The sequence below is a fragment of the Pseudomonas sp. 09C 129 genome, assembly GCF_002843625.1.
Classification (GTDB): domain Bacteria; phylum Pseudomonadota; class Gammaproteobacteria; order Pseudomonadales; family Pseudomonadaceae; genus Aquipseudomonas; species Aquipseudomonas chlororaphis.
The window spans coordinates 5,111,564-5,133,847 of sequence record NZ_CP025261.1 but is presented as its reverse complement, the minus strand read 5'-3'; the positions used below and the strand labels follow the sequence as shown (position 1 = coordinate 5,133,847).

Sequence of the window (22,284 nt, the reverse complement as noted above, 5' to 3'; positions counted from 1 at the left end):
AGTGCAGGCCAGGAGCGGAGGCGGTGGTTTCAAGCGTAAGGGACAGCCCCAAAGGCTGATCGTGGTTTCTCAACAAGGGCAAACGCCTTGACCAACTTTGCAATTTGAGGATTGCGATGGGGGTTGCTGCGTGCCGAATAAAATAAGGACGGTTTTATGTCTTCCAAGTCGAAGTGCTGTCTGGTCAGTGTTGTCGGGGGGGTGGCCCTTGAAGTCATGACGCTGGGGCAGGCCCATGCCGTTACCTTGCCGGGCCTGGTGCTGGATGGGGTGACCATCGATGTGACCGGGAACAATTTCCCGGGGGTGCGCGATGGCGGGAATAATTTCCCGATCAGCATCCGTGACAGCGTCATTAGCGCCAACGGCCAGTTCAGCCACGGGGTGGTGTTGTCGGGGGCCAACAGCTCGGTGCTGGCCAACGATTCGACGGTGTCGACCCTGGGCGATGCCAGCCATGGTTTCAGCTTCGCCGGTGTGAACCAGACGGGGGTGTTGAACCGTACCGGGGTGAGCACGGCGGGCGACAACTCCTTTGCCTTGAACCTGGGGCAGGGCGCCCAGGTGCAGCTGACCGATGTGAACCTGCAGACCCTGGGGCGGTTCTCCTCGGCGGCCGACCTGTCGGGCGCCAGCCAGCTCAGTGCCAGCGGCAGCCGTTTCCAGACCGCTGGCGACAATGCCCATGGCCTGTACCTGCTGGGTGCCGATACCCGCCAGCGCGCGCTGGCCACCCTCACCGACAGCGACATCCGCACCGGCGGCGACAACGCCATCGGGGTCAACGTCAACGGCAATGCCACGGCGACCCTGGAGGACAGCAGGATTGTCACCAGCGGTGCGAATGCCTTTGGCGTCTGGGTGCCGCATGCCGACAGCCAGTTGCTGGCGCGCAACCTGAGCATCGAGACCCAGGGCGACAACGCCATTGGCGTCTTTACCCAACTGGGCGGCAAGGCCAGCCTCGACGGTGGCCGCGTGCACACCCAGGGGAACCAGGCGTATGCCCTGTATGCCGGCAATGTTTCGGCCATCGAGGCGCGCAATCTGTCGCTGCAGGTCGGGGCCAACAGCGTCGGCGCCTTCGCGAGCGACCGTTCGCAGATCACGCTTGAAAACATCGACCTGAGCAGCGAGCAGACGGCGATTGGCCTGGCGGCCTATTCCGGCTCGACCATCGCGGCCGCCGATTCCTCGATCAGCCTCAGCGGTAGCGGGGCGCGGGCGGCCCAGGCCAATAACGGCGGGACCTTGCGCCTGGACAACCTGGACATCGCGGCCACTGGCGCCGACAGCATCGGCTTGCAGTCATTGGCCAGCGCCGGCGTCGGCAACACCTTCGAGGTGCAGAACACCCGCCTCGATGTAGCCAACGGCCGGGCCATCAGCGTCCAGGGCGGCAGCGCGCGGATCGACCTGAGCGGCTCGACCCTGAGCGCGGACACCCTGTTGGCGGTGGATCAGCGGACCCTCGCCGATGGTCGCGTGCTCGACAGCGAAGACGTGCTGGTCACGGCCCGCCAGTCGAGCCTGAGCGGTGCTATCCAGGCCAACGCGCGCAATTCGCAACTGCTGCTGGAAGATGGCTCCAGCCTGGCTGGCACGGCCCATGGCTTGAATGGGCTGACCTTGAATCAAAGCACCTGGGACATGACCGGCAGTTCGCAGATCGGGCAGTTGAACCTCGATCAAGGGCAGGTGCGTTTCAGCGGTCCTGCGCACAGCGTGCTGGCCATCGACGGCGACCTCACCGGCAACGGCACCTTTATGATGAACAGCGACCTGGCCAGCGAGCAGGGCGACCTGATCAAGGTCGGCGGTTCGATCGAAGGCGCCCATACCCTGGTGGTGGAAGACTCCGGCCATGAGCCGGCGGCGGCCAACGGCAAGCTGATGCTGGTGGATGGCAACGGCGGCGCGGGGCGCTTCAGCCTGTATGGCGGGCATGTGGACGCCGGCGCTTTCCGCTACACCCTGGAGCAGCGGGCGGATGACTGGTATCTGGTGAACACCGCCGGTGTGACGCCGGTCGATCCTCCGATTGATCCTCCGGTTGACCCGCGTGATCCTCCGGTCGACCCGGTCGAGCCTCCGGTCATTCCAGTAGACCCGGCCCCGGCGCATCTGTCGGCGGGGGCCAATGCCGCCATCGCCTCGCAGACCGCGGCCGCCACCTTGTGGAACGCGCAGATGAACACCCTGGTCAAGCGCCTGGGCGAGCTGCGCCTGGGCAAGGATGAAGGTGGCGTCTGGACCCGGGCCATCGGCAGTCGCTACAACATCGCCGAGCATTCCAGCCGGGCCTTCAGCCAGGACAACACGGGGGTCGAGATCGGCGCGGACAAGGCGATCGGCCTGGCCAGCGGCAAGGTGTATGTCGGCGGCATGCTGGGGACCGCCAAGTCCGAGCTGAACTTCGGCGAGGGCGCGAGCGGGCAGATCGACAGCCGGATGCTGGGGGCCTACGCCACCTACCTGAACGACAACGGCGTGTATGTCGACAGCGTGCTCAAGTACAGCCGTTTCGACAACGACCTCAAGCTGCCGACCAACCTGGGCAACGCGGTCAAGGGCTCCTACAGCGCCAACGGCTACGGTATCGATGTGGAAGTGGGCAAGCACATCAAGCTCAAGGATGGCTGGTTCGTCGAGCCGCAGGTCGAGCTCAGCGCCACCCGTACCACTGGCGCGAAATACACCGCGAGCAACGGCCTGCGGGTCGACTCGGCGGCCATGGATTCGTTGCAAAGCCGCGTTGGTTCGCTGTTCGGTCGCAGCCTGGAACTGGGTAATGGCATGCAGGCCCAGCCTTATGTCAAGGCCTCCTATGTCGCCGAACATGCCGGCGACAGCCATGTGCGGGTCAACGGCCACAAGCTCAAGTCAGAGTTGCCGGGTAACCGCGCCGAGCTGGGTGTTGGCGGGATCCTGCAAGTCAGCGAGCGCAGCAAGCTTTCCCTGGATGCCGAGTTCGCCAAGGGCAATGACATTGAACAGCCATGGGGCGTGACGCTCGGTTATCGCTACCTCTGGTAAACGGTGTTCCCTCCTTTGCCCAGCCTTGGCTGGGCTTTTTTTTGCCTGGGGTTTTTAGCGCGCGGCGCTGCGGTTTATCCGCCTGGCATGGCTTGGGAAATTTCATACAGCAACGGCGGACGTTACCTCGGTTGTTTCCCGGGGCCCTGACGCAACATGAGCTACAGCTCTTTTCGTGGGTGGGTCCCAATGCCTGTTTCTACTTTGCGTGTCATCGTCCTTGAAGATCATTCCTTCCAGCGCGCCATTGCCGTGAGCATGTTGCAGCAGATGGGCTGCACGCAGGTGTTCCAGGCCGCGGACGGGGCGCAGGCGCTGGCGGTGCTGAACGAGGTCGGCCCGGTGGATATCGCCCTGTGCGACCTGCGCATGGATGGCATGGACGGCCTGGAGTTCTTGCAGGCGGTCGGCCATTCGGGGCAGGTGGGCTCGGTGATCATCAGCAGTTCGCTGTCCGCCGACCTGCGGCGCACGGTGCGGCAGATCATTTCCCTGTTGAACCTGGAACTGCTCGGCGATATCGGCAAGCCGCTGCACTACGAAACCCTGGAGCGCCTGCTAAAAAAGCATTGCAGTGCGCCGCGTATCGCAACCCCGCCCGAACCGCCGGAGATCTTTCCGGATGAGGCGCAGGTACGCGAGGCCCTGGCGACTCACGAACTCTGCGGGTTCTTCCAGCCGAAATTCATCCTGGAGACCGGGGAGATCACCGGCGTCGAAGTGCTGGCTCGCTGGCGGCATGCCTCGGGCAAGGTGCTGTCTCCGGCTTGTTTCCTGCCGGTCCTGGAGCGTTACGGCTTGCTCGATGAGCTGCTGAACCAGCAGTTGCACCAGGGGCTCGCGCTGCAACAGCAATTGCGCACGCTGGGGCATGACCTGAATTTCGCCTTCAATCTGCACGCCGGGCAATTGTCCAACGGCACCCTCGCTTCACAGATCCGTACCTTGCTCAGTGAGTACGGCGCGCGGGGTTCGAGCCTGACCTTCGAGCTGACCGAGAGCGGCCTGCTGCAAGCGCCGGAAACCAGCCTGGAGTGCCTGTATCGCTTGCGGATGATGGGTTGCCGCTTGTCCATCGATGATTTCGGCAGCGGCTTTTCTTCACTCCAGCGCCTGCTCCAACTGCCCTTCAACGAAATCAAGCTGGATGCCGGGTTCGTCCAGGCGCTGACCCAGGAGCCGCGTTGCCATGCGGTGGTCAGCAGCACCCTGGCGCTGGGCGAAGCCCTGGGCATGGCGGTGGTGGTGGAGGGCATCGAGACCGACGAGCAACGCCAGCACCTGTTGAACATGGGCTGTAGCCAGGGGCAGGGGTACTGGTACGCCAGGCCCATGAGCAGCGGCGATCTGCTGCGCTGGCTCGAGGGCGGGCAACAGCGGAGCCTGCGCGCATGACCGACAAGAAACTGCGCATCCTGATCGCCGATGAGCGTCACGAGCAGTTGCTGCACATCGAGAAGCTGCTCAACCGCCTCGACTACTACCGCATCGCGCCCATCCGCACCTTCGATGAGCTGGCATTGCTGACCGATAGCGCCACCGAGTCGTTCGACCTGCTGATCGTCAACAAGGCCCTGGGCGTGCCCTATGGCATCGACATGCGGCAGTTCTGTCGCGCCCGCCCGCACATCCGCCATGCGCTGTTCTACGACAGCCCGGAGCCATCGCTGGAGTTGATGCTGCACAGCCCGGACCAGCCGGTGCGTGCGTGCCTGGCCGCCCCCCCGGACGCCGGCTCGCTGAGCTTGCTGATGAGCATTATCGATCCACCGGCCCAGTGGGCCAGCCTCACCGCGTTGTCATGGTTGCGCGGGCCCGCCCAGCAGGCCCGATGAACCGTCAACAAGCCGTTGTGCATGGCCAGTGGGGGATGCGCAAATGGATTCGCGCCAGTCGAATTGATCGGTTTATCAAACGAGGCTTCATGAACGTGTTTATTCGTCCTTTTTATCTGTTCGTTCCCTTGTGTTTTTCCCTGGCCAGCCAGCACGCGGCCGGGGCTGACTGGACTTACCACGGCGCCCATGGCCCCACGCACTGGGGCATGTTGGGCAGCGAGCTGTGCGCCCAGGGCGCCCAGCAGTCGCCCATCGATGTCGAGTTGAAAAAAGTTCACCCCCTTAGAGGCAGCGCCTCGGACTTGAACATCAGCTACGGCGCGACGTCGCTCGACGTGGTCAACAATGGCCACAGCATTCAGGCCAACGTCGGTGATGGGGAAACCGTCACGTTCAAGGGCCGTGAATACCGCCTGGTCCAGTTCCACTTTCATACCCCCAGCGAACACCGGATCGAGCATGTGTCGTATCCAATGGAAATGCACTTGGTCAACCAGGGCCCGGACGGCCGTCTGCTGGTCATCGGGCTTATGGTCAAGGAAGGGCAAAACAACCGCGAGCTTGCCGCGTTGTGGAAGCGCCTTCCCGAGCGTGAAGGCCAGGCCGTGACCCTGAGTGCCAAGGACGCGCCGGACCTCGGTTCCCTGCTGCCCGCTGCCAGCCATCATGTCTTCTACCAGGGCTCACTGACCACGCCGCCCTGCACGGAAGGGGTGCAGTGGGTGCTGTTCGAACAACCCATCGAGCTGTCGAAGGCCCAGATCCGGAAAATCCGCCAGTTGTTTCCCGACAACCACCGCCCGGCGCAGCCGCTCAATGAGCGCGAGGTGGACGAGGACTGAGTCCTTGGGAAATTTCATACAGGAACTCAGGCCGTTGCCTCGGTTGTTGGCCAGGGTGGTCACGCAAGATGAGGCACAGCTCTCCAGCGCTGGCCGATGGGTCAGGCGCTGATTCGCTGAGCGTGCCGATGAGCGACATCGCTCCACCGGCCCAATAAATCATGAGTAGCAGCTGTGCATTGCCAATGGGCAATGCGCTTGTGGATTTCCATTGCCTCTCACTTGGGTGAAGAGGGCTGCAAGCATTAGTTGGCAGAGAACATCTGGAGAACTTTATGAGTACTAAGCATTCAAGTCGGCGAGCCATTTTCTGGGCCTCCCTGCTCACCGGCACGGTCTTGATCAGCGCCTGCGCCAGCGTCCCCGCGCCTGACGAACAGGTGTCCCTGGCACGCAATGCCCTGAGCCGTGCGGTATCCGCCGGAGCGACCCAGTACGCGCCGGTACAGATGAAGACCGCGCAGGACAAGACCATGTTGATGGACCGCGCGCTCGGCGAAAAAGACTTTGGCAAGGCCAAGGGCCTGGCCGAGCAGATCGCCGCGGATTCGGCACTGGCCGAGCGCATGGCGCGCACCGCGAAACTGCAGAAAGAACTGAAGGATGCCCAGACCGGTATCCAGGTCCTCAAGCAGGAAATGCTGCAGGCGCCTGATGCCGGGTTGAATCCAGACTCGCCGACCTTTTAACTGAGGAATTTTCCATGCGAACTTCATTGATTTTCCCTTCCCTGTGCGCATTCGCGCTGCTCCTGACCGGCTGCGCCGCCACCCCGGAAAACCCGCAACTGGTCGAGGCACGCAAGCTGTACTCGGACCTGCAGAGCAAGCCTGAGTCGAGCACCCTGGCCGCCCTGGAAACCCAGGACGCCTTTATCGCCCTGGGCAAGGCGGACATGCTGTCCATCCAGGACCGTCGCGCTCCCGAGATCGACCAGTACGCCTACCTGGCCAAGCAAAAGATCGCCCTGGCCGAGCAGACCATTCTCGGGCGCAAGGCCGAGGCCGGTTTGAGCACCATCGACGTGCAGCGCACCCAGGTGCAACTGGATGTGCGTACCCAACAGCTCAAGGCCCTGCAGGCGATGAAAGCCAAGCAGACGCCACGCGGTGAAGTGGTCACCTTCGGCGACGTGCTGTTCGATACCGGCAAGGCCAGCCTCAAGCCCGGCAACCAGCGCAACGTCCAGCAACTGGCCGACTTCCTGCTCAACAACCCCGAGCGCAAGGTGCGCATCGAAGGCTTCACCGACAGCGTGGGCAGCGATGCCTTCAACCAGACGCTCTCCGAACGCCGCGCCGAAAGCGTGGCCTTTGCCCTGGAACGCCTGGGCGTGGACATGACCCGCATCAAGACCCAGGGCTACGGCAAGGAATATCCGGTGGCCGACGACGCCTCGGCGCAGTCCCGCCAGTTGAACCGTCGGGTCGAGGTGATCATTTCCAACGGTGCCGCGGCGGTCGACAGCCGCGGGTAACTGCGCCGCTGGATCAAGGCTGTATCGCTTTCCCTTAAACGTTAGAGATAAAACCTGACAATGAAGACGCTTACAAAAATCTCCGCTTTGCTGCTGCTCGCTCCTGCGGCTTACACCTCGCTGGCTTCGGCCGCTCCGGCCGAAGAGGAGGGCTACTACGGAGTCGCCCGGGTGATCAGTGCCGAGCGCAAGGCCCGCAACATGGATGCCAGCGCACGCCCCGGCATCGGGGCGTTCGTTTCCGGCGACGACAGCCAGAAGGACATGACCGGCTCGATCGGGGTCGGTTACCGGTTCGGCAATGGCTGGCGCGTGGAGGGCGAGTTGTCCCTGCCGCAAAAGGACAAATTCACCAGCGGCTCGACCACCTTCCCCACCAGCCTCAACGAGCACCATATCGAGTCCAGGCGCGTGATGCTCAACGCCTATCGGGACTTTCGTGTGACCGAGAAGCTGTCGCTCTACGGTTCCGCCGGGCTGGGCCTGGCCCAACTCGAGTCCAAGGGCTGGCAGGGTAACGAGTCGCGTCAGTACGGCTCGGCGACCCAGACCAACCTGGCCTGGTCCCTCGGCGCAGGCGTTGCCTACGACGTGACCGATCGCCTGGCCCTGGACCTCGGCTATCGCTACGTCGACATGGGCGACACCGAAAGTGGCTGGAACAACTTCCCGAATGCCCGCGGCCTGCAGGACGAGAAGATGAAGGCCAACCTGGTTTCCAGCGAAGTCGTGCTGGGTATGCGCTGGGCTTTCTAGGCCGGTAAAGACCGCCATCGCAAGCGCGCTCCTGCGGGAGCGTGCCCAGCTGCCGGAGCGGCGTGCTGGCGATGAACGTCAACCATAACGCCCAGCCTCCGGGCTCCCCCCGAACCGAAAGGTTCAGGGGGCATGCGCGTGATCGCGCGGCGCTGGCGTTAGCTTTGCATCGCCTTGCCCTGCGCCACATCCAGCAAGGCCACGCCATCGCTCAGCAGCAGCGAGGCGATATCGGCGATCTGGAACAAATCACTTTCATCCGCGGTACGCGCGGTCATGCAAGACAGGCTGTTCATCAGTTTGTGAATGGCGCGAACGCGCCGGTCGGCGCAGGCCAGCAAGTCCACCAGCGAGGCGCTGGAATCGATCAGCAGGACAGGATGCTCGGTGGCAGTGCTGTGAAGCGGGATATATCCGTTCATTGATGTAGCTCCGTGTGTTGAGTGGGCTACCACCAAACCCTCCTACAAGCTGGGTGGCAGCTGTACGCGGGGTAGGAGACCGGTCACACGACCCGGCCACGCCGAAGCGTGCCCGCGCACAGCCGCCATAAACACAGGGCAGCAAAAAGCACCCAGAAAAAGCTGGGCGCTCGTGCACGGTGTGATACTCGGGCTCCTACACCCGGTCGCTGATTTGGCAGCGACCGGCGCAGAGTAATGACGCACCTTCATGAGCGCAAGCCCCGACTCAATGACCGAACGTAACAACAGAGTAGGCGACCAATACGCCATCTCAGACCTTGATCCGGCTCCAGCGTCAGACAAGTACAGGCACGCTTGTAGGACTCTCCTGAAATACACGTTTTTACCCTGTTCAAGTGTTCTATCCGCTTGAGCCGACAGATGACGGTCAGCACCATCCCCCCGCCTTATCAATAGCGCCAACACGCTCAACGGCTTGCTTGGACGCGTCGTTTATCAGGGAGGAGGGGGGTATGTGGCTGCGCCTTGAAGCCTTTTTAACGACGCCTATTGTCGGAACACTGTGCGTCGCACTGGGTGTTCCAACTGCTGGCTTAGCCTCGTTGGCTTGTGGTGTCGTGGTTGTAGGAAGTGCTTCTTTTACGGCTGGTGTCGTTGGTAACTCTGCCGGGGAAGCCATGGCCGAGAAAATTTATGAGGCGGTCAAATGAGCCTGAATACGGCAGACAAAATATTTCTGGTGGTCGGACTCGTCGATTTTGCAGGGATATTTATTGTGCTTGGTATTTGCTTGCACATGGCCTACACCAAGATGGACTTGATGTTGGATCATCTGAAAAACAGTGCTGTGCTCAGCACGCTGACCACGCTCAGGCACGGTGGCCCATGGGGGAAACTGATTCTGGTCGGGAGCATTTCCGGTTTTGTAACCTTCCCCCATTTTTACCTTAAGCGTGGCTGGGTCAGTGCCGAGGACTTGCTGGGTTTTCCTGCGGCGCTTAAGCGCAAGTTGGTCGTGCTGCAGTGGAGTGCGCTAGCGCTGATAGTGGTCATGATGGGCCTTGCGGCGGTGGTCAAGCTGGGTGTTGTTTGAGGTTATTTACGAGAGCCACAAATGAGTACCCCTGAGATTGCTTTCGGGTATCTGGGTGGTGTAGTGATTCTCGGCACACTTGTCTGGATTGGCGTCGCGTTGCACATGGCCTATACGAAAATGGATGAGCTCTTGGACCATCTGAAAAACTGTTCCGCCATCATGGCCCGCGCTCCGTTAAAACACGGCGGTCCCTGGGGGAAGCTGTTGCTGATTGGGGGGATCTCCGGGATCGTGACGTTTCCCGGGTTCCATCTCAAAAGAGGGGAGACAGAAACCATCGTGACGCCGGGCCTGGCCAATGGCGCGGCGACCTTTACGATTATTTATCCGCGATGAACGGCACACCTCCTGCCGGGAGGCCGGCAGGAGGCAGCGCGGCTCAGTCGTAGTTGCTCACATAAGCCAGGATGCCCTGGGCGCCCAGGGCGTTACCGTTGAAACGGGTCGCCTGCAGCAGTACGGCGATCTGGTTGTCGCTGGCGACGGCTTTTGGAAAGGTATTGCCGCTGTCGTTCGGGTTGATCGATGTTTCCGCCGCCAAGGGGATGAAGGCGTCATCGAACCGGTTGAAAAAGATGCCGGTATAACCGGTACTCCAGGTCACCAGGAAGTCAATGACACCGCATGTGGCCGGCATGGCACTGATATAGGGCTGGCTCGAGGCGTAGACATTGTTGTTCAGGCGAACGGGGGAGAGGGCTTGCAGTTCCTGATCGCTTTGGTACTGCTCAGCCTCAGACTGATCAGCCTTGCCGAAGATCCGGACTCGGTCGCCATAGACATAGGCGCTGGTGCCGATATAAACCAGCATGATGTTGTTGTGCGCGGTGTCGAAGGTTGCATGGAACTTGCCCATGCCGGTTTGCGAGTAACTGGTCATCAGATTGACCGGCGATTTGCCGGAGGAGGGGCTGCCCACTCGCAGGAAATTGATCTTGCTCAGGGTTTCCTGGACGCCGACGATCACCCCGTCGCCATGGTTCATCAGCACGATATTTTCGTAGGTGGAAGTGTCCAGATCGGCACCGGGATTAAACAGGGTCGGATAGACGGCAGAGGTGATCATCACCGGATAACTGGTCGGCTCGAGGGTGTCCTTGTCCAGCCAGATGCCTTGCAACTGGCGTTCGGTCACGCCGATCCAGCAGGCGAAGAGGTGGCAGTTGGCGGGGTTGTAGATGACCCTGGGGCAGACGTAATCACCGTTGGAGCCACTGATCAGGGTTTCCGTGAAGGGCGCGCCGATACCCTGGCGCTCGCTGACGCTGTATTTGCGCGCAAAGATGCGAAAGGCGCCCGGGTCGTTGCTGGCCCAGACGGCAACGAAGTCGTCGCTGCCCTGGATCGGCGTGGTGTCGACATCCTTCTGGGTCCGCTGGGTGAAGGCGGGAAGCAGATAGCTCGGGCGTAGCGTGCCATTTTTTGTCTCCAGGCGGCCATAGAGCGTGGTGTAGCCGGAAGCCTTCGGCCCTTGATAGGTGCCGACCAGGTGACCGCTGACATCGGTCTTCAGCACGCCGCGCAGGGATTCGTTGCTGCTGTCGTCATAGAAAATGTTCAAGCCGTTCAACCATTTGGTATTCATTCAGGCACCTGTGACTGTTTGAGGAGTGTCTTCGTTGTTCACGTAGTGGCGCAGGAACAGCAGGTCGCCATTGGCATCGGTCTGATGGCTGTAAAGAAGCGCAGGCAAACCGTTAATGATTCCCGAGTCGAAATTTCTGAAGAAGTTTCGCAAGTTCGGGGTGGAGGAACTGGGCATGCTGACTCTCCTTGTGGGCGAAATAGTCGAAGCTACTTTCTGCCGTGGGCTTTCCATCTCCATGGACTTTCATAGGGGGCGCCAATCAGGCTCTGCCCTGAAAAGCAGCTTTTCGGGAGGTCGATTTAGTGGGGCGTAGGTGACTTTTCTGGGCGGCTTGAAGTGTGCAAGCTGACAGTCTTGATAGGTCGTAGAAGTGCGGGGCAATAGTGTGTTCCGACGCATGACTTCGACCTCCTTGTCGACTCGCGTTCTGTCCGTTCGCATCCAGCAAGATCAGCGTAGTCATTATTTTCTAGTGCCCGATAATATTTTTTTATTTATTTAAAACAGTAAGATGCCCCTGAAGTTTTGAGCGGTTACAGGTTTGTCGGATAACTGACTTGGCGAGGGAAAGGGTGGTGTTACTAGGTGGCTATAAAGATAAGTGCGAGTGGTAATAGTGCGAAGTTGTCTTTATAACTCCGCTAAAGAATGACCATGGCTTCTTGTAAGTATTGGCAATAAGTCATTTCAGAATATAAAGGGACTTAGTTGGCAGCCTGTCCGCATTACCTGCTTTATGTTCCCCCTGTTCAGACTGGTCATTTACTGGGCCGTTTACCGCCAGGCGAGCAGTGAGTACCAGGGGCAACCGGACGCCATACGGCTCTTGCCATCCGCTTTACGTTAACGTCAAGATGCTCCGGCGCGGTTTTTCCCGTGGCGCAGGTTTTGCTTCTGTGAATGGCAGGGCTGGCCGCGGGCCAAACTTCCCTTTACTGCCTTCTGAACCGGGTGTAGACATTGCCCATGGCTTGCGTGCCCCTCGCAACCCAAGGGAATGGACCGGGGAGGTGCCGGGCGGACCGATTCGGAGCGCTTGATGACCCTTATAAAAACAACAACCGGCGAGCTGCAGCACCAAGCCGGGCTGGCCCGCAGAAAACTCCATTTGGAAGGCGCAGTCCCCGATGGTGTATTACGGGCGGAAATCGATGCGTCATGGCGGCGCAGCCTCAGCCATGGCGTGCACTTCAATGGCCAGCCGGAGTTGGCCCTGGAGTCCGGCGCCAGCCTCGAGGTGCTGCTGGCGAGCAATCGCCTGCTGCTCGACGCGGCGATACCCGCCATCGACTACCTGGCCGAGCGCCAGGGCAAGGACGGCCTGATTATCCTGGCCAATGCCGACGCCACCATTCTTGCGGTCGAAGGCCGGGCCGACCGGCTCAAGGGCCGCGGCGTGCAGGACATCACCCTCGGCGCCTGCTGGAGCGAAGCCAATCGCGGCACCAATGCCCTGGGCACGGCGCTGGTGGAAGCGCGCACCACCCTGATCGACTGCGGCGAACATTACCTGGATCGCCTGAGCCCTTTTTCCTGCACCTCGGTGCCCATCCACTGCCCCCAGGGCGAGATCCTCGGCGTGCTCGACCTGACCCGCGAAGGTCCGTTGGGCCGTATCCACGACAGCACCGCGCTGCTGAGCATGGCGGTCAGCCAGATCGAGAGCCGGGTGTTCAACAACAGCTTTCCCGAGCAGATTGTCCTGGCGTTCCACAGTCGTCGGCAGTATCTCGAATCGCCGTGGCAAGGCTTGCTCGCGGTCAGTCTCGGCGGGCAGATCCTGGCGGTCAGCGCCCAGGCCTGCCAGTTGTTGCGCGCCGAGCGTTCGGCACTGGTGGGGCGGCGTTGCGAAGAGTTTCTTGGCGTGGATGGCGTGCAACTGCTCGGCCGTTTGCAACAGGGCGGCATCGGCAGCCTGCAGACCGCCAAGGGCGAGTTTTTCTACAAGACCCTGCGCGCCCCGCAACGCTCGATCAATGTCAGCAGCGTGCCACGCAGCACGTCGAAAAACGCCCCGAGCCAGGCGCAGCCCGACCCGCAACTCGACACCCTGGCCGGCAGCAACAGCCGTTATGCCCGGGCCTTGCGCATGGCCCGGCAGGGCCTGGCCAATGCCTTGCCGGTGTTGCTGCTAGGGGAAACCGGCACCGGCAAGGAGGTCATCGCCCGCGCCCTGCACATGGCGGGCAGTCGCGCCGACAAGCCCTTTATCGCGGTGAACTGCGCGGCGATCCCCGAGGGCCTGATCGAGTCGGAGCTGTTCGGTTATCGCGAGGGCGCCTTCACCGGCTCGCGCCGTGGCGGCATGATCGGCCGCCTGCAACAGGCCCATGGCGGCACCCTGTTCCTCGATGAAATCGGCGATATGCCGCTGGCCTTGCAGGCGCGCCTGTTGCGGGTGTTGCAGGACCGCAAGGTAGCGCCGCTGGGCGCCGGCGAAGAGCAGGACATCGATGTGGCGCTGATCTGCGCCACCCACCGCGACCTCAAGCAGCAGGTGGCCGACAAGCAGTTTCGCGAGGACCTGTTCTACCGGGTCAACGGCATCAGCGTGATGCTCCCGGCGCTGCGCGAGCGCGAGGACTTCGACGCGCTGCTGGACGTGCTGCTGGCCAAGCTCGGCAGCCCCGGCGCGGCCCTGGCCGAGGACCTGCGCCAACTGCTGGCCGGCTATCACTGGCCGGGCAACATCCGCCAGTTGGAGATGGTCCTGCGCACCGCCCTGGCCATGCGCGAGGCGGGCGACGCGGTCCTGGGCCTGGAGCACCTGCCCGACAGCATGCTCGACGATCTCAACGCCAGCGAACGCCCGGCCAGCGGCAGCATCCGCGAGAACCAGCTGGAGCTGATCCGCCAGGCGCTGGACAGCCACCAGGGCAATGTTTCCGCCGCCGCCGATGCCCTGGGCATCAGTCGCGCGACCCTGTACCGCAAGCTCAAGCAGTTGCGCAGCTGATGTCGCGCCTGCTCAGCCGGCTGGTGGACAGCCCCGACCCCGCGGCCCTGCAAGCCGCCTTGCGCTGGCTGTACGGGTTTGTCCGCCCGCAGCGCCTGGCCATCGCCGGGTTGCTGGCGCTGTCGGTCTGCGCCTCGTTGCTGGTGCTGGTGCAGCCGTGGCTGACCAAGCTGCTGATCGACGACGGCCTGCTGGCGCGCAATTTCCCGAGGCTGGCGTGGATCGTCGGGCTGATGATTCTCGCCGGGCTGCTGGGCACCGCGCTGTCGGGCATCAACCGCTACCTGCACACGCGCCTGTCGGGGCGGATCCTGTTCGCCCTGCGCGACGACCTGTACCGCCATTTGCAGCGCCTGTCGCCGGGCTTCTACGGCCAGCGGCGGATTGGCGACCTGATGTCGCGGCTCGATGGCGACGTCGCGGAGATCCAGCGTTTTGCCGTCGATTCGCTGTTCTCCGCGGTGTCCAGCGTGATCGGCCTGGTGGTGGCCCTGGCGCTGCTGGTGACTCTGTCCTGGCAGCTGTCGCTGCTGGCGCTGCTGCTGATTCCGCTGGACGTGCTCTGGCTGCGCTGGATGCGGCGCAAGGTCGAGCGCGATGTGCGGCAACTGCGCGAGCGTTCGGCGGACATGTCGTCGTTCATGGTCGAGACACTGCCGGTGATGAAGTTCATCCAGAGCGCCGGCCAGCAACAGCGCGAAGCCCGGCGCCTGGAACAGTTGGGGCAGGGCTACATGAGCCAGTTGCTGCGCCTGCAGGTCAGCGAGTTCTTCACCCAGGCGGTGCCCGGCACCCTGACTTCGCTGTCGCGGGCCTGTGCGTTCCTGATCGGCGGTTATTGGGTGGTGCAGGGCACCTGGCAGTTGGGCGCACTGATCGCCTTTTCCACTTACCTGGGCATGGCCGTGGGGCCGGTGCAGAGCCTGCTGGGGCTGTACGTGGCGATCCAGCGCATGAGCGTCAGCCTGGGCCGGGTCATGGAGCTGCGCGGCGAGCAACCGAGCGTGACCACGCCGGCGCAACCGTTGCCGATGCCCAGCGGTGGCGAGCTGTCTTTTCGTGATCTGCACTTCAGCCACCCGGGGCGGCCGAGCACCCTGCGCGGCATCGAGGCACGCATTCCCTATGGCCTGAAGGTGGCCCTGGGTGGCGGTTCCGGGGTCGGCAAATCGACCCTGATCGACCTGCTGCAACGCCACCACGACCCGCAGTCCGGGCAGGTGCTGCTGGACGGTATCGACCTGCGCCAGCTCGACCTGTTCGAGCTGCGCCGGCGCATCGCCGTGGTCAGCCAGGACATCGTGCTGTTCCGCGGCAGCCTGGCCGACAACCTGGCCTACAGCGTGCCCGACGCACCGCGCGCGGCGGTGGCCGAGGTGGCGCGGCTGGCGCAACTGGACAGCCTGATCGAAGCGCTGCCCGAGGGCCTGGACAGCCCGTTGGGCGAGCGCGGCCAGCAGCTGTCCGGCGGGCAGAAACAACGGATCGCGATTGCCCGCGCGCTGCTCCAGGACCCGTTGATCCTGGTGCTGGACGAAGCCACCTCGGCGGTGGACGAAAGCACCGAGCGCGAAGTGATCGAGGCCATCGACCGGCTGTTCGCCGGACGCACGCGGATCCTGATCAGCCATCGGCCGTCGACCCTGGCCGACGCCGACCTGCGTTTCGAGCTGGTGGACGGCGTGTTGCACTCCGTGAAGGTGCCCCATGAAGCCTGAGCTGCGGATCGGCGTGGTCGACAGCGGGCATACGGCCGTGCAACGCCCGCAGGTGGTGGCCGGGCGGCGCTTCTACCTGGTGGAAGACGGGGTCGGCGAGGGCGACTTGCGCGAGGACCCCCTCGGCCACGGCAGCGCGATTATCGAGGCGATCAGCGCGCGGGCGCCCCAGGCGCGTTTCTGTGTGGCCCAAGTGTTCGACCAGCGCGGGGTGACCAGTGCGCTGCAGATCGCCAGCGCCCTGGACTGGCTGGTCAGCCAGCAGGTGCGGCTGGTCAACCTCAGCCTGGGGCTGCGCCAGGACCGCCGCCTGTTGCGCGAAGCCTGCGCGGCCGCCCTGGCCCGTGGCGTGCTGTTGTGCGCCTCGACGCCGGCCCAGGGCGAGGGGGTGTACCCGGCGCGTTACCCGGGGGTGCTGCGGGTCACCGGCGATGCCCGTTGCACCCCCGGCGAATGGTCGTGGCTCGACAGCCAGCAGGCCGACTTCGCCGCCTGTGTGCAGGGCAGCCACCCCGGCCAGTCCGGCGCCAGCCTGGGCTGCGCGGCATTGAGCGGGCATATCGCCCGCTACCTCGGCGAACACCGCGACGCCGATAACCCGCAGGTGGTCCAGTGGCTGCGGACCCACGCCCGCTATCACGGCCCCGAACGGCGCGGCTGGACATGAGGCCGATCCTGGTGCTCGGCGCCGGCCCGGCGGGGGCCGCGGTGGCCCTGGGCTTGCGCCGCCTGGGTTACGCGGTGGCGCTGGTCAGCGAGTGGCGGCGTTTCCCGGCGCTCGAAGGGGTGTCGCTGCGGGTGCTCGAAGCCTTGCGTGGCGCCGGCCTGGGGCGTGGGCTGGAGGCGGCGTTGCAGGCGTCCCAGCGTCAGGTGGTGTGGAACGGCCAGAGCCATGCGCAGAACGTCGAATACCTGCTGGATCGCCCGCGCTTCGATCGCGGCCTGCGCGAGGATCTGCGCGAGGCCGGGGTCGAACTGATCGAGGGCCGGGTGCTGGAGGTGCAGTCGACGGCGAACGGGCATCGGCTGCGGATCGAGGGGCAGGCCGAGCGTTTCGCGGATTTTCTGGTGGAGGCCCGCGGGCGCCAGGCGCCTGCATCGAGTAAAGAACTGGGCAAAGGCCTGCGGGGCCCGGAAACCCTCAGCCTGCTCAACCGCTGGCAGGGCGCGCCGGGCAGCACCGCCAGCGCCGTGCACAGCCTGGAAGACGGCTGGGCCTGGATGGCGCGCCAGGCCGACGGCCAGTGTTACTGGCAACTGACGGTGGACGTGGCCAGCGCCGCGCTGCCGGGCAAGGCGCAGTTGCTGGATTACTGCCGCCAGCGACGACAGGCTTCGGCCCTGGCGCGGGCGTTTTTCGGCGCTGGGCCGGAGCTTGATGTGCAGCTGCACGCGCGCAGCAGCACGGCGATCCTGTGCCCGCAGGTGTGTGGCGCCAACTGGATTCGCGTGGGCGATGCGGCCATGGCCGTGGACCCACTGTCGGGCAACGGGATCTTCCAGTCGCTGTCCTCGGCATTGCAGGCGCCGGCGGTGATCAACACGCTGCTGCAACGGCCCGAACGGGCGGCGCTGGCGCAGCGCTTCCATGCCCGGCGGGTGGAGCAATTGTTCCTGCGTTTTGCCCGCATCGGCCGCGATTTCTACGCCGACGAGCAGCGTTGGGCCGAACAGCCGTTCTGGCAGGCGCGCCGGCAATGGCCGGACCGCGAGCCGGCGCATCGCGTCGCGGACTTTTCCGCCCTGCGTATCGAGCGCGCCCCGGTATTGCGCGACGGCCTGGTGGACGAAGCCGAGGTGGTGATCACCCCGGACCAGCCGCTGGGCATCTGGCATGTGCAAGGGGTGGAGCTGGCGCCGCTGTTGCGCCGCTTGCCCAACGAGCCGGCGCAACAGCTGCTGGCGGGTCTGAGCGCGGAGCAGGACAAGGCCGTGCGCGGCTGGTTGCTGGGGCAGGGATACCAGCCCTGATGCGACGGTGGCGGCTTTTGTAGCCGCTGCCGCAGGCTGCGATCGGCGGCGCAGCCGCCGCAAAGGCACCAACGATCGATCGTCGGATGTGTGGCGCCTGGACGATTGATCGCGAGCAAGCTCGCTCCTACAGAAGATGAGACGCCCTTGTAGGAGCGAGGCTTGCCCGCGATCCGCGCAGCGGCCATCCAAACCCCGCCGCCCGGCTTGCGACAGCTGACGGTCAGCGATCGGGATTGACGTACACCCGGTGGCCGCCTTTCCAGGTTTCACAGACCTTGATGTCCCTGATGCTGGTGGCCGGCACTTTCTCGTCGAGGGGATCCTGCTCGAGAATCACCAGGTCCGCGAAATAACCGTCCTGCAGGGACCCGGTCCAGCCTTCGGCGTGGCACTGCCAGGCCGCGTCATAGGTGATGGCTTTCAAGGCCTGCTTGCGCGTCAGGCATTCGGCTTCATTGAGGATCGGTTGCAGCCTTGGGTCATGGACGAACCGCCCCTGGGCATCGCGAATGCCTTCCATCTTGCGGGTCACCGCCTGCTCCATGGAGCGCAGCGGCCCCAACGGCGTTACCGAACAGTCGCTGTGCAGGGTCATTCTCAGGTTGTGGTCCAGGGCCGACTGGCACAGGTCGAGCATCTGTTCGGCCTTGCCTTCGAAGATCGCCTGTTTGAAGGCGTAGCCCCAGTAGCCGACATGACCGATCAGGAAGCTTGGCGACAGGCCCAGGCGCTGCAGGGTCTGCAGGGTGCCCGCGGTCAGCAGCGAGCAGTGCTCGATGCGGTGGCGTTTTTCCAGGGCGCTGCCGCCCTGCAAGGCCGCCTCGTAGGCTTGCAGGGTGAACTCGATGGCCCGGTCGCCGTTGGCGTGGATCATCAGCGGCCAGCCGGTTTCGACGGCATTGCGCACCACGGTCTTGTAGGCATCGGGTGGGGTGACCGGGGTGTGGTCCTGGTCGCAGAAATTGAAGTTGCCCACCGGCCGCGTCGCCTCGCAGCAGTAGCGCGTGGCCTGGTAGCCCGTCAGCCCCTGGTTGGAACCGTCCGACACCAGCTTGACCGAGCCCTGGTAGAAGCGCTTGGCCTGTTCCCGGCTGACCGGCTGGTAGCGCGGCAGCTTGCCGATGGCCTCGGGCGTGCCATCGCAGGCGGCGGCATAACCGATCCGCAGCTTCCTGGGGCGGGTCAGGAAGTAGGCGCCCAGTACCCGCTTCGACTGGGGGTCCATCATCGCGTCGTAGAGCAGGGTGATCCCGCGGCGCGACGCCTTGTCGAAGTAGTCTTCGAGGTGCTTGAAGATATTGAGTATTTCCAGCTGCTGCCTGAGGGGAATGCTCTTGATGGCGGCCAGCACCTGGGCTTCCTGCAGGACACCGTTGTCGGCCCTGACGCCGGTCTTCTTGAACACCGCATCGCTGGCCGCGGTGTTCAGGTAGGCGGTGTGCATGGACGCGCTGATCAGCAGCATCGGATGCTGCTTGTCGATGGTGTCCAGGTTGCCGATGTCGTCGCCGGGGCCACAGTGGAAGGTGATGAGTCTGTTCAGGCCGTGGGGTACGACCTGGAAGGGCATCAGCGCCGGATCGACCTGATGGCCGAGGATCCAGGTCGAGTTGTCCTTGGGCAGGTTGGCCTGGATGGTGCTTTTCAACCATTGCCAGTCATAGGTGGGCCGTAGCCGCTGGTTCTTGTGCTCATCGGGGTTGTCGGTATCGATGGCCCCCAGGTTCAGCCAGCCTTCCATGGCACAGCTCTGCACGATATGGGCGTGGGGTTCGATCAGGCCGGGCAACAGGGTCCTGCCGTTCAACGACTGCTTTTTGTAGGTGATGCCCAGGGTTTTCATGCGGGCTTCGACGGCGGCCAGGGTGCCGGATGCGACCACGTCGCCGGCGTGGATGCCCAGGGCCTCGACCCGTTCGTCCATGTTGCCGTCGCGCAAGGGGTAGATGGTGCCGTTGGTAAAGATGATGGACTCGCCGGCCGGTTCCTTGGCCAGCTCATTGGCGTCCTGTGGCTGGCTGGCGGTATGGCTGGCCGGGTCGAGTGTGTCCTTCAGAGCGTTCCAGATGGGGTTGTGGCATCCGCATTGGACCCCGTCGTGATCATATCCATTTGATCCCATGATGCTTCCCTCGGGTTTTCGGTGGTGATGAGGTGTGGGTTGAAGGTGGGTGAGCCAGGCTCGCAGGGCAGCTGTCGAGCCGGCTCGGGCTGAGCGTAGCAGCCGTTCGGGGCGCAGGCCGGGCAGCGGGTCGGCGACGCTAAACCAGTCGTCGGGAGACGCCGGACAGACCCCGGCGCCGCCGTTGAGGAGCGCTTGCGCTATGGGCTATCGCGGGTCGTCAGAGCTTGATCAGCACCGATTTCAGCTCGGTGTAATGCTCGATCGCCGCGTAACCCATTTCCCGGCCCACGCCGGACATCTTGTAGCCACCGAACGGCAGCGCCGGGTCGAGGGCGCTGTGGCAGTTGACCCAGACCGAACCGGACTTGATCCGCGGGATCATCCGGTGCACCGCCGCCAGGTCGTTGGACCAGATGCTCGCGCCCAGGCCGTAGGGGCTGTCGTTGGCCAGGCGCAGGGCCTCGGCTTCGTCGTCGAAAGGAATGGCCACCAGCACCGGGCCGAAGATCTCTTCCTGCACCAGCGAATGCTGCTGGTCGACGTCGACTATCACCGTCGGTTTGACGAAATAGCCGGGGCCGAACCGCTCGCCGCCGCAGGCGAGGGTGGCGCCGCTGTCCCGGCCCATCTCGATATAGCGCCAGACCCGCTCCTGCTGCCGGGCGGAGATCAGCGGGCCCATGTCGACGCTGGTGTCCAGGCCGCTGCCGAGTTTCATGGCGTTGGCGATGCCGGCGATATCGGCCACCACATTGTCGAAGTGCTTGCGCTGTACATACAGCCGGGAGCCGGCGCAGCAGACCTGGCCCTGGTTGAAGAAGATCGCGCTGGCAGCGCCGGCCGCGGCGCTGCCCAGGTCGGCATCGGCCATGACGATGGTCGGCGACTTGCCGCCCAGTTCCAGGGTGACCCGGGTCATGTTGTCCATGGCGATCTTGCCGATTTCCTTGCCCACCGCGGTGGAGCCGGTGAAGGTCAGCTTGTCCACCCGTGGGTTGTGGGTCAGGGCCGAGCCCGCGGTGATGCCGGTGCCGGTGACTACGTTGAACACGCCGTCGGGGTAGCCGGCTTCCTGCACCAGTTCGGCGAGTTTCAGCGCGGTCAGCGGGGTTTCGTCGGCCGGCTTGAGCACCACCGTGCAGCCGGTGGCCAGGGCCGGGCCGAGCTTCCAGCAGGCCAGCAGCAGCGGGAAGTTCCAGGCGACGATGGCGCCGACCACGCCCACCGCTTCGCGGCGGATGAAACTGTGGAACTGCTGGTCGGGCATCAGCGGCACTGAGACCTCGACGCTGCTGCCTTCGATCTTGGTCGCCCAGCCGGCCATGTAGCGCAAAAAATCGATGGCCAGTTGCACGTCCATGACCTGGGCCACCGCGGCGCTCTTGCCGTTGTTCAGGCACTCCAGTTGCGCCAGCAGCTCGGCGTCGCGCTGCATCAGGTCGGCGAGTTTCCACAGCAGGTTCTGCCGTTCCCGCGGGCGGGTGCGGCTCCAGGGCGAATCGTCGAAGGCCTGGCGCGCAGCCAGCACCGCGCGGTCGACATCGTCCACCGTGGCCCGCGGCACCACGCACAGTTGCTCGCCGGTGGCCGGGTTGCGCAGGGGCATGGTCTGGCCGTCGGCGGCCTCGACCCATTCGGCGCCGATCAGCATGCGCGGGGCGCGCTGGATAAAGGCGGTGGTGGCGGGGAGCAGGGTTGCAATAGCCATGACAGAACCTCTTGTTATGCGTGAGGCGAGGGCTTTCGCAACCGCTGTGCCAGTTTTTAATTGCGATTAACTATATGATTTTAATAGGGTTTATTTGATGTGACGGAAGGGCTGCGGATACAAGCTGTCGCAAATTGCGAATGCCTTGAGACACCCCGGCCTGAACTTATGGGGGCCTGCTTCGTCGTAAAGGGGCCTGTCATGAAAGTGCACTGAACAAGGAGCTGTACATTGAAGATTGCAACGATTCTGGGAACCACCTTGCTGCTGGCGCCGTTGTTCGCCCAGGCCGCGACGACCCCGGCCGAGCCGGAACTGCCGGCGTACCAGAGCAGCCTGGCCAGCTACCGCTGCGAGGGTGGGGTAGAGGTGCAGGCGGCGTACCTGAACATCGATAACGGCGCCTCGTTCGCCACCCTGTATTACAAGGGCCAGCTGATACCGATGCATATCGCCCGTGCAGCCTCCGGCGCGCTGTATGTCGCCGACGACGAGCAGAACAGCTACCGCTGGCACACCCAGGGCGACAGCGGCCTGTTGAGCTTCCTGGAAGCCGACCACACCGCCAAGGAACAGCAACTGCTCAAGGACTGCCAGGAGCAGAAGACCGAGGAGCAGTAACGCCTGGCCCCCATCCGCCTGTAGGAGCCAGCTTGCTGGCGAGAGGTCGGCACGGACCCTCTGGTTTGCGCGTCGAACGCCAGTCCGTCATCGCGAGCAATCGAGCGTCGACCGGCTGCTCCTA

20 protein-coding genes are annotated in these 22,284 nt (G+C 63.7%); 15 read left to right on the top strand and 5 right to left on the bottom strand.

Going from position 1 to position 22,284, the window contains the following annotated elements; translation table 11 throughout:
• The first annotated feature begins 156 nt into the window (after positions 1 to 156).
• The 7 genes from CXQ81_RS22765 to CXQ81_RS22735 all read left to right on the top strand — a co-directional run bounded on the left by CXQ81_RS22765 (position 157) and on the right by CXQ81_RS22735 (position 7,949).
• Entirely contained in the window at positions 157 to 3,036 is a 2,880-nt protein-coding gene (locus tag CXQ81_RS22765; RefSeq protein ID WP_101338641.1) for an autotransporter outer membrane beta-barrel domain-containing protein, read from the top strand.
• Positions 3,037 to 3,225: 189 nt separating this feature from the next.
• Entirely contained in the window at positions 3,226 to 4,431 is a 1,206-nt protein-coding gene (locus CXQ81_RS22760) for an EAL domain-containing protein (RefSeq protein ID WP_101338640.1), read from the top strand.
• Positions 4,428 to 4,871 (top strand): hypothetical protein, encoded by a 444-nt coding sequence (locus CXQ81_RS22755; RefSeq protein ID WP_101338639.1) that lies wholly within the window; start codon positions 4,428 to 4,430, stop codon positions 4,869 to 4,871. Before CXQ81_RS22760 ends, CXQ81_RS22755 begins: the two co-directional genes overlap by 4 nt.
• A gap of 89 nt (positions 4,872 to 4,960) precedes the next feature.
• On the top strand, positions 4,961 to 5,716 hold the full coding sequence (locus tag CXQ81_RS22750) for a carbonic anhydrase (protein ID WP_101338638.1): 756 nt from the start codon (positions 4,961 to 4,963) through the stop codon (positions 5,714 to 5,716).
• Between the two features lie 275 nt (positions 5,717 to 5,991).
• A complete protein-coding gene (locus CXQ81_RS22745; protein ID WP_101338637.1) occupies positions 5,992 to 6,405 on the top strand; it encodes a DUF4398 domain-containing protein in 414 nt (137 codons plus the stop codon).
• A gap of 14 nt (positions 6,406 to 6,419) precedes the next feature.
• Entirely contained in the window at positions 6,420 to 7,193 is a 774-nt protein-coding gene (locus CXQ81_RS22740) for an OmpA family protein (protein WP_101338636.1), read from the top strand.
• Between the two features lie 60 nt (positions 7,194 to 7,253).
• Entirely contained in the window at positions 7,254 to 7,949 is a 696-nt protein-coding gene (locus CXQ81_RS22735) for an outer membrane protein (protein ID WP_101338635.1), read from the top strand.
• A gap of 158 nt (positions 7,950 to 8,107) precedes the next feature.
• On the opposite strand, the gene CXQ81_RS22730 is transcribed toward CXQ81_RS22735, so the two are convergent.
• Positions 8,108 to 8,371: a hypothetical protein gene (locus CXQ81_RS22730; RefSeq protein WP_101338634.1), complete on the bottom strand. Its 264-nt coding sequence runs from the start codon at positions 8,369 to 8,371 to the stop codon at positions 8,108 to 8,110.
• 515 nt (positions 8,372 to 8,886) lie between these two features.
• Between CXQ81_RS22730 and CXQ81_RS22725 the strand changes: the two genes are divergently transcribed.
• Genes CXQ81_RS22725 through CXQ81_RS22715 form a run of 3 tightly spaced genes read left to right on the top strand, consistent with a single transcriptional unit; the run spans position 8,887 to position 9,806 of the window.
• Positions 8,887 to 9,084, top strand: a complete 198-nt coding sequence (locus CXQ81_RS22725) for a hypothetical protein (RefSeq protein ID WP_177323800.1) — start codon at positions 8,887 to 8,889, stop codon at positions 9,082 to 9,084.
• Entirely contained in the window at positions 9,081 to 9,467 is a 387-nt protein-coding gene (locus CXQ81_RS22720) for a hypothetical protein (RefSeq protein WP_101338633.1), read from the top strand. Before CXQ81_RS22725 ends, CXQ81_RS22720 begins: the two co-directional genes overlap by 4 nt.
• A 21-nt stretch (positions 9,468 to 9,488) precedes the next feature.
• Positions 9,489 to 9,806: a hypothetical protein gene (locus tag CXQ81_RS22715; RefSeq protein WP_256593413.1), complete on the top strand. Its 318-nt coding sequence runs from the start codon at positions 9,489 to 9,491 to the stop codon at positions 9,804 to 9,806.
• 43 nt (positions 9,807 to 9,849) lie between these two features.
• On the opposite strand, the gene CXQ81_RS22710 is transcribed toward CXQ81_RS22715, so the two are convergent.
• On the bottom strand, positions 9,850 to 11,055 hold the full coding sequence (locus tag CXQ81_RS22710; RefSeq protein ID WP_101338632.1) for a hypothetical protein: 1,206 nt from the start codon (positions 11,053 to 11,055) through the stop codon (positions 9,850 to 9,852).
• A complete protein-coding gene (locus CXQ81_RS31115) occupies positions 11,056 to 11,232 on the bottom strand; it encodes a hypothetical protein (protein WP_157832265.1) in 177 nt (58 codons plus the stop codon).
• Between the two features lie 865 nt (positions 11,233 to 12,097).
• Between CXQ81_RS31115 and CXQ81_RS22705 the strand changes: the two genes are divergently transcribed.
• From CXQ81_RS22705 to CXQ81_RS22690, 4 genes are read left to right on the top strand one after another with little or no spacing between them, the layout of a single operon-like run.
• Positions 12,098 to 14,014: a sigma-54-dependent Fis family transcriptional regulator gene (locus CXQ81_RS22705; protein ID WP_101338631.1), complete on the top strand. Its 1,917-nt coding sequence runs from the start codon at positions 12,098 to 12,100 to the stop codon at positions 14,012 to 14,014.
• On the top strand, positions 14,014 to 15,732 hold the full coding sequence (locus CXQ81_RS22700) for an ABC transporter ATP-binding protein (RefSeq protein ID WP_101338630.1): 1,719 nt from the start codon (positions 14,014 to 14,016) through the stop codon (positions 15,730 to 15,732). Before CXQ81_RS22705 ends, CXQ81_RS22700 begins: the two co-directional genes overlap by 1 nt.
• Complete coding sequence (locus CXQ81_RS22695) at positions 15,722 to 16,399, top strand: S8/S53 family peptidase (protein WP_101338629.1); 678 nt, start codon at positions 15,722 to 15,724, stop codon at positions 16,397 to 16,399. The genes CXQ81_RS22700 and CXQ81_RS22695 overlap by 11 nt, the downstream gene beginning before the upstream one ends.
• On the top strand, positions 16,396 to 17,703 hold the full coding sequence (locus CXQ81_RS22690; protein WP_101338628.1) for an NAD(P)/FAD-dependent oxidoreductase: 1,308 nt from the start codon (positions 16,396 to 16,398) through the stop codon (positions 17,701 to 17,703). The genes CXQ81_RS22695 and CXQ81_RS22690 overlap by 4 nt, the downstream gene beginning before the upstream one ends.
• Positions 17,704 to 17,926: 223 nt before the next feature.
• On the opposite strand, the gene CXQ81_RS22685 is transcribed toward CXQ81_RS22690, so the two are convergent.
• Positions 17,927 to 19,828 (bottom strand): amidohydrolase, encoded by a 1,902-nt coding sequence (locus tag CXQ81_RS22685; RefSeq protein ID WP_101338627.1) that lies wholly within the window; start codon positions 19,826 to 19,828, stop codon positions 17,927 to 17,929.
• A gap of 220 nt (positions 19,829 to 20,048) precedes the next feature.
• Positions 20,049 to 21,539: an aldehyde dehydrogenase gene (locus CXQ81_RS22680; RefSeq protein ID WP_101338626.1), complete on the bottom strand. Its 1,491-nt coding sequence runs from the start codon at positions 21,537 to 21,539 to the stop codon at positions 20,049 to 20,051.
• Positions 21,540 to 21,770: 231 nt separating this feature from the next.
• Between CXQ81_RS22680 and CXQ81_RS22675 the strand changes: the two genes are divergently transcribed.
• Complete coding sequence (locus tag CXQ81_RS22675; protein WP_007921876.1) at positions 21,771 to 22,160, top strand: MliC family protein; 390 nt, start codon at positions 21,771 to 21,773, stop codon at positions 22,158 to 22,160.
• Positions 22,161 to 22,284: the final 124 nt, after the last annotated feature.

Coding starts and splice junctions, on each gene's coding strand:
- CXQ81_RS22735 (WP_101338635.1), top strand. CDS start 7,254: ATGAAGACGCTTACAAAAATCTCCGCTTTGCTGCTGCTCGCTCCTGCG.
- CXQ81_RS22730 (WP_101338634.1), bottom strand. CDS start 8,371: ATGAACGGATATATCCCGCTTCACAGCACTGCCACCGAGCATCCTGTC.
- CXQ81_RS22710 (WP_101338632.1), bottom strand. CDS start 11,055: ATGAATACCAAATGGTTGAACGGCTTGAACATTTTCTATGACGACAGC.
- CXQ81_RS22700 (WP_101338630.1), top strand. CDS start 14,014: ATGTCGCGCCTGCTCAGCCGGCTGGTGGACAGCCCCGACCCCGCGGCC.
- CXQ81_RS22740 (WP_101338636.1), top strand. CDS start 6,420: ATGCGAACTTCATTGATTTTCCCTTCCCTGTGCGCATTCGCGCTGCTC.
- CXQ81_RS22755 (WP_101338639.1), top strand. CDS start 4,428: ATGACCGACAAGAAACTGCGCATCCTGATCGCCGATGAGCGTCACGAG.
- CXQ81_RS22680 (WP_101338626.1), bottom strand. CDS start 21,539: ATGGCTATTGCAACCCTGCTCCCCGCCACCACCGCCTTTATCCAGCGC.
- CXQ81_RS22765 (WP_101338641.1), top strand. CDS start 157: ATGTCTTCCAAGTCGAAGTGCTGTCTGGTCAGTGTTGTCGGGGGGGTG.
- CXQ81_RS22750 (WP_101338638.1), top strand. CDS start 4,961: ATGAACGTGTTTATTCGTCCTTTTTATCTGTTCGTTCCCTTGTGTTTT.
- CXQ81_RS22745 (WP_101338637.1), top strand. CDS start 5,992: ATGAGTACTAAGCATTCAAGTCGGCGAGCCATTTTCTGGGCCTCCCTG.
- CXQ81_RS22705 (WP_101338631.1), top strand. CDS start 12,098: ATGACCCTTATAAAAACAACAACCGGCGAGCTGCAGCACCAAGCCGGG.
- CXQ81_RS22760 (WP_101338640.1), top strand. CDS start 3,226: ATGCCTGTTTCTACTTTGCGTGTCATCGTCCTTGAAGATCATTCCTTC.
- CXQ81_RS22695 (WP_101338629.1), top strand. CDS start 15,722: ATGAAGCCTGAGCTGCGGATCGGCGTGGTCGACAGCGGGCATACGGCC.
- CXQ81_RS22685 (WP_101338627.1), bottom strand. CDS start 19,828: ATGGGATCAAATGGATATGATCACGACGGGGTCCAATGCGGATGCCAC.
- CXQ81_RS22725 (WP_177323800.1), top strand. CDS start 8,887: ATGTGGCTGCGCCTTGAAGCCTTTTTAACGACGCCTATTGTCGGAACA.
- CXQ81_RS22720 (WP_101338633.1), top strand. CDS start 9,081: ATGAGCCTGAATACGGCAGACAAAATATTTCTGGTGGTCGGACTCGTC.
- CXQ81_RS31115 (WP_157832265.1), bottom strand. CDS start 11,232: ATGCCCAGTTCCTCCACCCCGAACTTGCGAAACTTCTTCAGAAATTTC.
- CXQ81_RS22715 (WP_256593413.1), top strand. CDS start 9,489: ATGAGTACCCCTGAGATTGCTTTCGGGTATCTGGGTGGTGTAGTGATT.
- CXQ81_RS22690 (WP_101338628.1), top strand. CDS start 16,396: ATGAGGCCGATCCTGGTGCTCGGCGCCGGCCCGGCGGGGGCCGCGGTG.